This is a genomic window from Nonomuraea sp. NPDC050733, from assembly GCF_040654215.1.
Lineage (GTDB): Bacteria > Actinomycetota > Actinomycetes > Streptosporangiales > Streptosporangiaceae > Nonomuraea.
In genome coordinates this window covers 245799-258316 of sequence record NZ_JBFAHO010000001.1, presented here as the reverse complement: position 1 = coordinate 258316, position 12518 = coordinate 245799, and the positions used below count along the sequence as shown (strand labels likewise).

The following is a 12518-nucleotide window of genomic DNA, read 5'->3' as shown; positions in this document are numbered from 1 at the left end:
CCTGACCAACCCCCTCCGGAACGGGGGATTGGGATATAACCGCAGCATGCGTGACATATCCCTAAAACATCCACGAAACCTTGGCGCGGCACTGTGGGAGCCCTTGAAAGGAGGGCTCCGATGCTGCTGCGACTGAGGGTGTCGCTGCCGGACCGGCCGGGGGCGCTCGGCCAGGTGGCGCGGGCGCTCGGCGCCCTGGGCGCCGACATCCTGCAGGTGACCGTGCTCGAACGCGCGTCCGGGCGCGCCGTGGACGACTTCACCGTGTCCTGGCCGGGGGCCGCCACGACGGACGAGGTCCGCGACCGGCTGTCCGCTGTGCCGGGAATCCGGATCGAGGGCGTCTGGACGACCCGGGAGGTGCCGGGCTCCGCGCCCGACTACGACCTGCTCATGCACGTCGCGGCCGAGCCGGGGCGTGCCTTCGCGACGCTGGTGGACGCGCTGCCGGGGCTGTGCGGGGCCGAGTGGTCGCTGGCGCTGTCCGGCGGCGAGGTGCGGCACGCCAGCCTGTCCGCCCCCGCCGCGTTCGACCTGGACGAGCCGCCGCTGCGCGCCGCCACGCGCGTCTCCGAGAAGCTGCGGCTGATGCTGCTGCCGGTCGCCGCCCACGACATGCACGTGGTGGTCGCCCGCTCCGAGGGCCCCGGCTTCCACCGCGCCGAGGTGGATCGCGCCGCCCGCATCGTGGACGTGGTGTCCGTCCTGTCCCGGCGCTGAGGACCGCCGCCTCCCAGCAGGACCTGGCCGCCACGCTGGGGGTCGCGCCCAGCCTGGTGGTGTCGCCGGCCGACCACGTGGAGGAGCGGGGGGCCATCGAGCGCGTCCCGACGCGCTCACCGCCGTTCCGCTGGCCATCGCGTTCTCCGTCGGCCGCCGTGTCGCCGACCGCCGCTTCACCTACGGGTACGGCCGGGCGGAGGACCTCGCCGGCATCGCCATCGTGCTCGTCATCGCCGCCACGGCCGCGCTGGCCGGGTACGAGGCGGTCAGGCGGCTGGTCGAGCCGCAGGACGTCCGGGCGCTGGGCTGGGTGGCCGCCGCGGCCGTGGCCGGGTTCGCCGGCAACGAGTGGGTGGCCCGCTACCGCATCAGGGTGGGCCGGGAGATCGGCTCCGCCGCACTGGTGGCCGACGGCCTGCACGCCAGGACCGACGGGTTCACGTCCCTGGCCGTGCTGCTCGGGGCCGGTGGCGCGGCCCTCGGCTTCCCGCTCGCCGACCCGATCGTGGGCCTGCTCATCACCGTCGCCATCTGCTTCGTGCTCCGCGACGGCGGCCGGGAGATCTACCACCGGCTCATGGACGCCGTCGACCCCGGCCTCGTGGACCAGACCGAGGCCGTCCTGAGGACCGTCGAGGGGGTGCGCGAGGTCGGCTCGGTCCGGCTGCGCTGGATCGGGCACGCGCTGCACGCCGAGGTGGACATCCTCGTGGACCACGACCTGACGCTGGTGCGGGCGCACGCGCTGGCGGTGGAGGCGGAGCACCGGCTCATCCACGACGTGCCGCGGCTGCGGGCCGCCACGGTCCACACCGACCCCCACGGCCCCGCGGACGTCGACCACCACGCCCCTCTCCATAGGCATCGCATCACCTGATGAGGTGAGGGTAGGTTGGGGTGGGTGTCCTCCGCCGCCTCAGACCAGCCCGTCCCGTCCCTCGCGGCCCGCGAGGACGCCCGGGACCCCGGGGACGAGAACGCCGCGCACCGGGAGCACCGGCTCGCGTGGCTGGACGCGCTGCGCGGCGTGGGCGCGATGGCCGTGGTCGCCGAGCACATGCTCCCCTGGTTCCTGCCGTCGCTGCGCCCGTACTGGTTCAGCCTCGGTGTGTACGGCATCCTCGTGTTCTTCCTGGTCAGCGGCTACATCATCCCGGCCTCGCTGGAGCGGCACGGCGACCTGCGGCGTTTCTGGGTCAGCCGTGCCTTCCGGCTCTACCCGCTGTACCTGGCCGTCGCCGCGCTGGTGGTCGGGCTGGCCTGGTGGGTGCCGGTGCGCGCGGAGGTGCCGCGGGACGGGTCGGCGGTGGCGGCGCACGCGACCATGCTGCTGGACGTCGTCGGCGTGGGCGGCGTCGCCGACACCATGTGGACGCTGTCGTACGAGATGGTGTTCTACCTGCTCGTGACCGCGCTGTTCGTGATGCGGGCGCACGAGCGCAGCGGGCTGCTGAGCGTGGTGTTCGCCGGGTTCTCGGTCGTCGTGGGGCTGGCGCTCGCGGGCGCCGTGGTGACGGGCGGCTGGCTCCCGTACGCCTCGGGCGCCGTGTTCGCCGCCGGGCTCGCGTGCGTCGTCTCGGGCCGGTTCCGTACGGCCGGCGCCTGTGTCCTCGGCCTGATGGCGGTGGCGCTGCTGGTGCTGAGCGGGCGGGTGCCGTGGCTGGGCGTCGCGGTGCTGGGCGTGATGTTCGCGGGCACCGCGGTCTACCGCTGGGAGCGCGGCACCGGCGCCCTCTGGCCGGTGGCCGTCACGGGCGCGCTGGTCGCCCTCGCGCCGGTGGGGGCGATCGGGTCGGGATGGTGGTGGGTCCAGCCGGACGTGTGGATCACCACGATCGTGCTGGCCGCGGCCACGTTCGCGGGGGCGATGGCGCTGCGCGGGCGGCGGCTGCCGCGGGTGCTGACCTGGACGGGCCTGATCAGCTACTCGCTGTACCTGGTGCACCATCCGCTGCTGAAGTACTTCATCGCGGTCACTGGGGACCTGCGCCGCTCGCCGCTGCCGGTGCAGCTCGCCATGGCGGCCACGGCCCTGGCGCTGGTCATGCTGGTCAGCGCTTTGGCGTACCGGTTCGTGGAGCGGCCGATGCAGCGCCTCGGCCGCCGCGCGGCCCGGCTCGCCACGACCTGACCCGCCCGCGGGCCTGCCGGCCCACGGTCCCGGCGCCGCTGCCGTCTCTCCGGGGGCGGGACGGTGGAGGCGGTAGGCCCGGCGATTGTCGGCGCCCGCCCGTAGCATGAGCGTTCCTCCCGCCACCACCACCCGACGTTCTGCCAGAGACACGCGAGCGCGCCTGTGGCGCGGGTGCGGGCGGGCGAGAGAGAGGCGGCGGGAATGCCCGGGATGCTGGTGCTGATGGGGTCCGGCGAGACGAGCCCGACCATGGTGGAGGTCCACCGGTCCGTGGCTCGGCGCCTCCCGGCGGGGGCACGGGCCGTGCTGCTCGACACGCCGTACGCGTTCCAGGAGAACCGTGCCGACATCAGCGCCCGCGCCCGTCGTTACTTCGCCCGTAGCGTCGGCCTTGAGGTGCGGGTGGCCGACGGCGTCGCGGGCGCCGACTGGGTGTTCTCGGGGCCGGGCAGTCCCACGTACGCGCTGGAGCGCTGGAGCGAGGGGCCCGTCGGCGGCGACCTGCGGGCCCGCGTCCGGGCCCGGCAGGGTGCGACGGTCCTCGCCTCGGCGGCGGCCTGCACGGCCGGGGTGGCCACGGTCCCGGTGTACGAGATCTACAAGGTCGGCGCGGAGCCGCACTGGCGGCCGGGGCTCGACCTGCTGGCGCCGCTCGGGCTGCGGGTGGTCGTGATCCCGCACTTCGACAACGCCGAGGGCGGCACCCATGACACCCGCTACTGCTACCTGGGGGAGCGGCGGCTGTCGCGCATGGAGCGGGAGCTGCCGCCGGGCACCGCGGTCCTCGGCCTCGACGAGCACACCGCCGTGCTCGTGGACCTCGACGCCGGGGAGGTGGAGGTGGCGGGCCGCGGCGGCCTGACCGTCCGCCGGCAGGGCTCGGCGGCCGTGCTGCCGGCCGGCACCCGCGTCACCCTGGCCGAGCTGCGCCGCCTCACCGAGGGCGGGGATGACGGCAAGGGCGGTGGCGAGGGGGGAGCCGGGGGCGTGGGCCGGACGGGTGCCGCGCTGCGCCCGCTCGCCGTCCCGAGGGTCGTCCAGGTGACGCTGGAGGAGGTGATCCGCGCGTGCGAGGGCCGCTTCCGGGACGCGGTGGCCGAGTCCGACCTGACGGCCGCGGCGCGGGCCGTGCTCGACCTGGAGGCCGACCTGGTCAAGTGGTCGTCCGACACCGAGGAGGACGAGGGAGGCGTCGACCAGGCCCGCGACCTCATGCGGCTGCTCATCGCCCGGCTGGGGGAGTCGGCGTCGGGGGCCGGTGTGCGCCGGCTGGTGGAGCCGCTGCTGGCACTGCGCGACGAGCTGCGCCGGGCCGGCCGCTACGCCGACGCCGACACACTCAGGGAGACGATGGGCCGGGGCGGCGTCCTGGTCGAGGACACCCCGGACGGCCCCCGCTGGACCACCCGCCCCGGCTCAGCGTCCTGACCACCCGCCCCCGCTCAGCGTCCTGACGGGACGGCCCGGCTCACCGTCCTGACGCGCCGGCCCGCCTTTTCCAACCTGACGGGACGGCCAGGCTCACTGGCCCGACCGTCCCGGCTCACCGTCGTTGACGGGGCCGGCCAGGCTCGCCGGAGCTCGCGTGCGGGGTCACCACTCGTCGCCGCCGCCTTCGTCGTCGCTCTCGAAGATCTCCTCGACGGCCTCTCCCACGAGGTAGCCGCCGACGAGGCCCGCCGCGCCGGCCGCCGCGACCGCGCCGAGACCCGCGCCGCCGCCGTGGCGTCCCCCGTGGTGGTGATCGCCGTGATGTCCGCCGCCGTGCCCGTAGCCGTGGCCGGCGTGCCGCGCCAGGCCGCCGAGCCAGCGGTCGATCTCGCTCGCCCAGTCCATGCCGAGCGCCTCGTCGTGTCCCACGCGGAAACGGCCGATCGCGTCGCCCGAGCCTCCGAACCGGCCGCTGCGCTTGTCCGCCTCCAGGATCACCTCCAGCCCGTGCGGGTCGGCGACGAACGTCAGCTCCACCTCGCCGACCTGTCCGGCGTACCGGGGCGGCGGGTAGAACTCGATCTCCTGGTAGAACGGCAGCTCCTGCCGCACCCCGTAGATCTGCCCGACCTCCACGTCCGCGGACCGGAACCGGAAGCCCAGCTCCAGGAGCGCCCGCAGCACCCGCAGCTGCGACGGCAGCGGCTCGACCGAGACCGGGTCGAGGTCGCCCTTGTCGACAGCCTTGGCGATGGCCAGCTCGGTGCGCACGCCCACGGCCATGCCGGTCAGGGGCTGCCCGTCGACGTCGTTGAGCGGCGTCTCCCAGGGCAGCGTGATCTGGAACGGGATCGTCCGCAGCTCCTTCTCCGCCAGCCGGAACGGGCCGCACACCTGGACGCGATGGAACTCCGCCAGCCCGCTCGCCTCGCCCTCGCCGCCCTCGATCTCGACCCCGGCGACCAGGCCGAGCGTGATGTGCTCGATGTCGGCGTCGAAGTCGCCGCCGGCGAGCCGTACTTCGCCGCTCAGCGTCCCGCCCGGCCGGGCGAGCGGCGTCGCGAGGACGGTGTCCACCGAGGGCGCGCCCACGCCGAGAGCGCCGAGCATGCGTTTGAAGACCACGGGTTGCACTCCTGTCGATCAGGACCGATGACTGATGTCGACCAGCAAACGATCATCGCCGGGCTGTGGTTCCGGAACGAGCGGCGTGAGATTATCAGTCCGCGCCCGTGTTCGCCGGGTGATCGCTCGACCACGATCGGTGTCAGCCGGCGCGGGTGAGCCCCAGGAGGGCGGAGGCCGAGGAGGCCGAGGGCAGGTCGCGGGCCGCCGCCAGCAGCTCCTCCACCGCGTCCGCCCGCAGCGCCCGCCCGGCGTTCGAGCGGAACTTGACCTCCAGCTCCTCCCGCGTCAGCGGCCGTTCCGGCCCGCCCCGCGAGGAGTCCACCCGGTGCTCCACCGTGGAGCCGTCCCGCAGCCGGACCCTCAGCACCGCCGCGAACGCGCGCGGGAACAGCTCCGACGCCCGCTCGTCCGCCACGCACCGCACGCGCGCCGCGAGCGCGAGCGCGTCCGGGTCGAGGGCGGCGAAGTCGTCCAGGTCCAGCCCGAGCCCGCCCCCTCCGAGCAGCGTCGCGGCCACCGTGTACGGGCCGGAGAACTTCGCGTGGTACGCCGAGCGCGGCCGGGACTTCTCCTCCGGCGGCTCGGCGATGGTGCGCAGCACGGGGGCCGCCACCCCCAGCTCGGCCTCCGCCACGTCCTCCGGCGACAGCCCGCCCGCCCGCAGCGCCAGCGCGCAGTCCACGGCCGGATGGGTGAAATGGTTGGCCGGGTACGGCTTGTACACGGTCCGCGGCAGTTCCCACCGCTCGCCGAGGCCCGACAGCAGCGCCTCCGCGTCGTACCGGCCGTCCAGCCACGCCCGGAAGAACCCGAACCGCCCCTCCAGCACGGTCGGCGGCCCCGTCACGCCTTCGAGCGCGAGCACCGCGGCCGACACTCCGGCGTGCGCCGCCCATCCGCAGTGGGCCCGCTTGACCGTGCCGCCCGTCCGGTTCGCCTCGATGAGCCCGGAGCCCATGCTGGCCGCCACCCCGGCCGCGTGCGCGACGCCCTCCGCCGGCAGCCCGAACAGCAGCCCGGCCGCCACGGCCGCTCCCAGCGTCCCGCAGATCGACGTGGCGTGCTGGCCTCGCTCGAAGAACAGCGAGGTGCGCGTCTCGGGCAGGTAGGAGGCCATGCCGAGGCGGGCGCACACCTCGATCCCCGCGGCCACCGAGCTCACCAGCGCGGAGCCGCTCGCTCCGGTCGCCTCGGCGGCGGCCAGCGCGGCCGGCACCACCGAGGCGCTCGGGTGCAGCACCGACGGCAGGTGCGTGTCGTCGTAGTCCAGCGAGTGCGCCAGCGTGCCGTTGACCAGCGCCGCCGACGGGGCGGGCAGGCGGCGGCCGTCGCCGATCACGGTCGCCTCCGCGGTGCCGCCCCACCGGCGCACCGCACGCAGCACGGCCGGCCCCGCGTCGCCGGCCGGGTCGGCGTACGCGGCGAGGCAGTTGCCCAGCACGTCCAGCACCCGGCCCGTCACGTCGTCGCGCACCGCGTCCGGCACGCCCTGGTCCCGGCAGCCGGCCGCGAAGGCCGCCAGCCGCTCCACGTGGGTGGGCATCGCGTCCTCCATCGCGCTAGCCGAGGACGGCGAGCGGGCGGACCGGCGCGCCGGTGGCCCCCGCGATCGGCAACGGGTTCAGCACCAGCAGGAACTCGCGCGCCCCCGAGTCCAGCAGCTCGCCCAGCCGCATGGTCTCCACGATGTTGACGCCCGACTCCACCAGCATGATCCGGTGGACCGGCAGCGTGGCGTGCCCGCGGCCCGGCGGCACGTGCTCGAAGGCGATGGTCTCGCCGCCGACCACCCTCGGCCGGCGCGCGGCCAGCCAGCGCGCCGCCTCCACCCCTGGCCCGGGCGCGCCGTCCCGCGCGCCGGTGAAGTCCGTCCCCGACGGGCCGGCACCGGGCCCGGACGGCCAGAGCCGTGACCAGCCGGTGCCGATCAGGAGGGCGTCGCCCTCGCGGAGCTCCAGCCCGGCGGCGGCCCGTTCCAGGTCGCCGGCCGTGACCTCGTACCCGGCCGGCAGCGTCGGCACCCCGTGGACAGCGGCCACGTCCAGCAGCACGCACCGGCCCACGTACGGCTCGAACGCGTCGATGCCCAGCTCGCCGAACCCCTCGTGCGTCATGACCTCGGCCGCGGGCCGCCCGCCGTGCAGCAGGCCGTCCTGGGAGACGTGCGCGAGCGCGTCCACGTGGGTGCCGACGTGGCCGCCCGTCACGATGATCTCGTTGGCGGCCGAGCCGCCTCCGGGCCGCACGACGTCGCCGTGCCTGCGCTCCAGCGTCATCCGGAACGGCGGATGGTTCGGGGACTGCGGCATGCCCTTGCGCATCGGCTGTGCCAGGTCCAACACACGTGCCCCGTCGAGGGCCTTCCAGAGCGACATCTCAGGCACTCCCCGGATCGGCGGGACGAACGAACAAGGTCAGCGGCGGGGCGGGTCGATGCGGGCGCCGTCCAACGTGAAGATCATCAGGCGGGTGGGGTCCACGGCGACCTTGGCGGCGTCGCCGGCCCGCCACGCCGGGCGGCCGCCGACGCGGACGATGAGGTCGGCCCGCCGGTGGACGCCGCTGCCGGGGTGCTGGCCGGTCTGCTCGTGCTCCTGCCGCTCCTCCTCCTGCCCGAACATCCGCTTGACGAACGCGCCGAGCCGCCCCGAGGCGTTCGGGCGGCCGTTGGCGCGGGCACGGGGGTCCGGCGGCTCCGGCACGGGCACCGCGGGCATGCCGCACTCGATGTAGGCGAGCCACTCGTGGCCGTGGTACTCCAGCGCCCGGACCCGCCCGAAGAACGACGGCCCGTCGTACGACTCCGGCACGGGCGCCAGCCCGTCGGGGCGCATGCCGACCAGCACCTGGCCACCGGTGTGCTGCGAGATGGCGTACGCCCTGGGATCGCTCCACGGGATGATCAGCCGATGCGGCCCGAAGTCGAGCATGACGTGCTCGTTCTGCGGGGTGCGGACCGTCGCGGCGAGCAGGTTGAGCTGCTGGGAGTTGAGGAACGCCGCCACGAACGCCGTCGCCGGGTCGTTGTAGATCTGCGAGGGGGTGCCGACGTCCTGCAGCACCCCGCGGTTCATGATGGCGATGCGGTCGGCCAGGGTCAGCGCCTCGATCTGGTCGTGCGTGACGTAGATGGTGGTGACGCCGAGCGACCTGACCAGCGCCGAGATCTCCATGCGTAGCTCGGTGCGCATGCCGGCGTCGAGGTTCGACAGGGGCTCGTCCATGAGGAACAGCTTGGGCTGGCGGACGATGGCGCGGCCCATCGCGACCCGCTGGCGCTGGCCGCCGGACAGGGTGCCGGGGCGGCGGTCGAGGGTCTCGTCGATGTGCAGCGCCTTGGACAGCTCGGTGACGCGCTGGCGGACGAGCGCCGGGTCGGACTTGGCGATCTCCAGCGGGAACGAGATGTTGCCGCGGACCGTGCGGTGGGGGTAGAGGGCGCCGTTCTGGAACACCATGGCGACGTCCCGCTCGCGGGGGGCGAGGTGGTTGGCGAGCTGGCCGTCGAGCCACAGGTCGCCCTGGGTGATCTCCTCGAGTCCCGCGATCATGCGTAACAGCGTGGACTTGCCGCAGCCGGAGGGGCCGAGCAGGACGAGGAACTCGCCGTTCTCGGCCTTCAAGCTCAATCGGTCGACCGCCAGGTGGTCACCCGGGTACACCTTGGTCACTTTGTCGAGAACGACCGAGCTCATGGGCCCACACCTTGCGCACGTGTCACCTGTGACGGGGCTGATGGAAGAGGTAGTACATCGCGCCTCAACCTCGATGTCCACCCTTCATGTGAAACATCTCTCACAAACGTGATTTCAGGCTGTGTTTCGGTCCATAAAGCTGGGACCCCTGGTTGTCCGCGTATGCGGGATTGCGCGAGTGTCTGGAAGTGCTTGCGGAAATTTGCGGAAAGGCTTTCAGCATGGGGGTCGAGCAGAGGTAAAGTGACTGCCATGAACGGTCATGCCCGCCTCGCCGACATCGCCGCCCAGGCCGGCGTGAGCGAGGCCACGGTCAGCCGGGTGCTCAACGGCAAGCCGGGCGTCTCGGCCGCCACCCGCCAGGCCGTGATGACCGCGCTCGACCTCATGGGGTACGAGCGCCCGCCCCGGCTGCGGCAGCGCAGCAACGGCCTGGTCGGCCTGGTCACCCCCGAGCTCGACAATCCGATCTTCCCCGCGTTCGCGCAGGCCGTGGAGAAGGCGCTCACCCAGCACGGCTACACGCCCGTGCTGTGCACGCAGCTGCCCGGCGGGGCGCCGGAGGACGAGTTCACCGAGCTGCTGGTGGACCGGGGCGTGAGCGGCATCGTGTTCGTGTCCGGCCTGCACGCCGACACCACCGCCCGCATGGACCGCTACACCCGGCTCACCGACCGCGGGCTGCCGATCGTGCTGGTCGACGGCTACAGCGAGCGCATCGAGGCCCCGTTCATCTCGCCCGACGACCGGCTGGCCGTGCGCCTGGCCGTGCAGCACCTCGTCGACCTCGGGCACGAGCGGATTGGGCTGGCCCTCGGGCCGCGCCGGTTCGTCCCCGTCATCCGGAAGATCGAGGGATTCCGTCAGGCCATGGCCCAGCTCCTCGGCGCCACCGACGTCGACGACCTCATCGCCGACTCGCTGTTCTCCGTCGAGGGGGGCCAGGCCGCGGCCGCCCAGCTGCTCGCCCGCGGCTGCACCGGCATCGTCTGCGCCAGCGACCTCATGGCGCTCGGCGCGATCCGCGCCTGCCGCGAGAAGGGGCTGGCCGTGCCGGGGCAGGTCTCGGTGGTCGGCTTCGACGACTCGCCGCTCATCGCGTTCACCGACCCGCCCCTCACGACCGTGCGCAAGCCCATCGGCGCGATGGCGTCCGCCGCCGTGCAGACGCTGCTCGAGGAGGTGAACGGCGCGCCGGCCAAGCACGTCGAGCTGATCTTCCGCCCGGAGCTCGTCGTGCGCGGCTCCACCGGCTCCGGCCCCCTGGTCAACCGGTGACGCCCCAGCGGGGGAGGACCCCGGACATGCCCCATGACGTGCTCGTGCTGGGCGGGTCGGGCGTCGACGCCACGGTCTACGTCCCCGAGCTGCCCCTGCCGTACGCCGACACCTACGGGGTGCCGCCCATCCAGGAGCGGATCGGCAACACCGGCGCCGGCGTGGCGCTCGGGTGCGCAGCCCTCGGCCTGTCGGTGGCGTTCGCCGACCTCGTCGGCGACGACTCGCAGGGCGCGCTCATCCGCGGCGCGCTCGCCGGCGTCGACGCCTTCTGGGGCCGCGCGGCCGCCGGCACGCGCCGCAGCGTGCTGCTCGTCGGCCCCGACGGCCGCCGCACCTCGCTGCACGACCCGCGCGACACGCCGGGCGAGCGGCTGCCGCGCGAGCTCTACGCCGGCGTGCGCGCCCGCCACGCGCACGTCTCGATCACCGGCTACTGCCGCGACGTGTACGACGACCTCGACGGCATGCCCGTCTCCACCGACCTGCACGACTGGGACGGCGTCAACGACCACCACCGCGCGTTCGCCTACCGCTCCGACCTGGTGTTCATGTCGGCCGCCGCGCTGGAGTCGCCCGAGCGCGTGATGCGCGACATCCTCCGCCGGGGCCGCGCCGAGCTGGTCGTCTGCACGCGCGGGGCGGAGGGCTGCCTGGTGCTGCCGCGCGGCGGCGCCCTGCGGGCCTTCCCCGCCACCCCGCTGCCCGGTCCGGTGGTCGACAGCAACGGCGCGGGCGACGCGTTCGTCTCCGGCTTCCTGTACGGCCGGCTGCGCGGAACGGCGCTGGAGGAGTGCGTGCGGCTCGGCTCCCTGGCCGGGGCCCACGCCTGCACGGTGCCCGGCACCCATGAGGCGCCGATCACCGAGGCCGCGCTGCTCCGCGCGGCCTCGGCTGCCTGACAGGGCTCCGCGAGAGCTGACAGGGCTACGCGAGAGGCAGGCGGGCCACCCCCGTCATGGTCGGCGTGGGGATGAACCTCGGCGGGTCCTCCGGATCGGTGCGCAGCGGGTCGAGCCGGTCGAGCAGGATGTTCAGGGCGACCCGTCCCTCCAGCCGGGCCAGGGGAGCGCCCAGGCAGAAGTGGATGCCGCGGCCGAAGGCGAGATGCGGGTTGGGGTCACGGCCGGGGTCGAACACGCCGGGGTCGGCGAACTGCCGGGGGTCCCTGTTGGCCGCCCCGAGCCACACCATGACGAGCTGGTCGGCCGGTATCGTCACGCCGCCCAGCTCGGTCTCGCGGGTGGTGGCGCGGCCGAGGGCGGCGAACGGGGGCAACAGGCGCAGGGACTCCTCGATGACGGCCGGGACCGACGCGCGGTCGGCCCGTACCTTGTCCTGCTGCTCGGGGAAGGCGTCCAGGCAGAGCACGGTGTTGCCGAGCAGCAGGGTCGTGGTGATGTGCCCGGCGAGCAGCAGGATGATCGCGAAGTTGACCACCTGGTCGTCGGGGAGGTGCTCGCCGTCCACCTCGGCCTCGACCAGTCTGGTGAGCAGGTCGGCGCGCGGACGCCGGCGGCGCTCCTCGGCGTGGCCGGCGAGGTAGGCGGACATCTCCTTCCACGGCTTCAGCGTGGCCTGGATGTCCACGCTCTGCTTCTCGACGGGCTCGTTGAGGGAGATCGTGCTGTCGCGCTGGAAGAGCGCGTCGGCCCACTGCTTGAACAGGGCCCGGTCACCGCTGGGCACGCCCAGGAGCTCGGCGATGACGATGACGGGCAGCGGGTAGGCGAGGTCGGTCACGAGCTCCAGCCCTCCGCGGTCCCGCGCCGCGTCGAGCAGCTCATGGGTGAGGGCGGCGATCCTGGGTTCGAGGTCCGCGACGACCTTGCGGGTGAAGGCGCTGCTGACCAGCTTGCGCAGCTTGCCGTGCTCCGGCGGGTCTATCTGGGTGATGAAGCCGGCCATCGAGAACTCCTCGCTGTCCGGCATCAGCCCCTTGGGGAGCACCCGCATGGTGTCGGAGGAGAACGTCGTGGGGTCGCCGAGGATGTCGTGCGTCTCCGGGTAGCCGTAGACGTTCCACATGCCGGTGCGGGTGTCGTACTCCACCGGTGGTCCCGATCGCGGGCCGCGCAGCCAGAAGTGCTGCTCGGGGATGTCGTACCGTTCGACGATGTCGGTCATCG

11 protein-coding genes are annotated in these 12518 nt (G+C 73.9%); 6 read left to right on the top strand and 5 right to left on the bottom strand.

Translation table 11 applies throughout. From position 1 onward, the window contains the following. Nucleotides 1–120 precede the first annotated feature (120 nt). The 4 genes from AB0H64_RS01195 (at nt 121) to AB0H64_RS01180 (ending at nt 4285) form a co-directional block, all read left to right on the top strand. A complete protein-coding gene (locus AB0H64_RS01195; protein WP_357618562.1) occupies nt 121–720 on the top strand; it encodes an ACT domain-containing protein in 600 nt (199 codons plus the stop codon). Continuing rightward, a complete protein-coding gene (locus tag AB0H64_RS01190) occupies nt 671–1600 on the top strand; it encodes a cation diffusion facilitator family transporter (protein ID WP_357619690.1) in 930 nt (309 codons plus the stop codon). The genes AB0H64_RS01195 and AB0H64_RS01190 overlap by 50 nt, the downstream gene beginning before the upstream one ends. A 24-nt stretch (nt 1601–1624) precedes the next feature. Next, nucleotides 1625–2854, top strand: a complete 1230-nt coding sequence (locus tag AB0H64_RS01185; protein ID WP_357618559.1) for an acyltransferase — start codon at nt 1625–1627, stop codon at nt 2852–2854. A gap of 204 nt (nt 2855–3058) precedes the next feature. Beyond that, the gene (locus AB0H64_RS01180) at nt 3059–4285 is read left to right on the top strand and encodes a hypothetical protein (RefSeq protein ID WP_357618557.1); all 1227 of its coding nucleotides are present in this window, start codon (nt 3059–3061) and stop codon (nt 4283–4285) included. Between the two features lie 165 nt (nt 4286–4450). On the opposite strand, the gene AB0H64_RS01175 is transcribed toward AB0H64_RS01180, so the two are convergent. From AB0H64_RS01175 to AB0H64_RS01160, 4 genes are all read right to left on the bottom strand, one after another. After that, nucleotides 4451–5413 carry a sporulation protein gene (locus AB0H64_RS01175; RefSeq protein WP_357618554.1) on the bottom strand — a complete coding sequence of 321 codons (963 nt, stop codon included), beginning with the start codon at nt 5411–5413 and terminating at the stop codon, nt 4451–4453. A 142-nt stretch (nt 5414–5555) separates the two neighbouring features. Beyond that, a complete protein-coding gene (locus AB0H64_RS01170; protein WP_357618551.1) occupies nt 5556–6959 on the bottom strand; it encodes an MmgE/PrpD family protein in 1404 nt (467 codons plus the stop codon). Between the two features lie 16 nt (nt 6960–6975). Beyond that, a complete protein-coding gene (locus AB0H64_RS01165; protein ID WP_357618549.1) occupies nt 6976–7791 on the bottom strand; it encodes a cyclase family protein in 816 nt (271 codons plus the stop codon). Between the two features lie 39 nt (nt 7792–7830). After that, nucleotides 7831–9111, bottom strand: coding sequence for an ATP-binding cassette domain-containing protein (locus AB0H64_RS01160; RefSeq protein ID WP_357618546.1), 1281 nt, complete (start codon nt 9109–9111; stop codon nt 7831–7833). A gap of 252 nt (nt 9112–9363) precedes the next feature. On the opposite strand from AB0H64_RS01160, the gene AB0H64_RS01155 reads away from it, so the two are divergent. Then, on the top strand, nt 9364–10389 hold the full coding sequence (locus AB0H64_RS01155) for a LacI family DNA-binding transcriptional regulator (RefSeq protein WP_357618543.1): 1026 nt from the start codon (nt 9364–9366) through the stop codon (nt 10387–10389). A gap of 26 nt (nt 10390–10415) precedes the next feature. After that, nucleotides 10416–11291 (top strand): PfkB family carbohydrate kinase, encoded by an 876-nt coding sequence (locus AB0H64_RS01150; protein ID WP_357618540.1) that lies wholly within the window; start codon nt 10416–10418, stop codon nt 11289–11291. A gap of 25 nt (nt 11292–11316) precedes the next feature. On the opposite strand, the gene AB0H64_RS01145 is transcribed toward AB0H64_RS01150, so the two are convergent. After that, on the bottom strand, nt 11317–12516 hold the full coding sequence (locus AB0H64_RS01145; RefSeq protein ID WP_357618537.1) for a cytochrome P450: 1200 nt from the start codon (nt 12514–12516) through the stop codon (nt 11317–11319). Between the last annotated feature and the right edge of the window lie 2 nt (nt 12517–12518).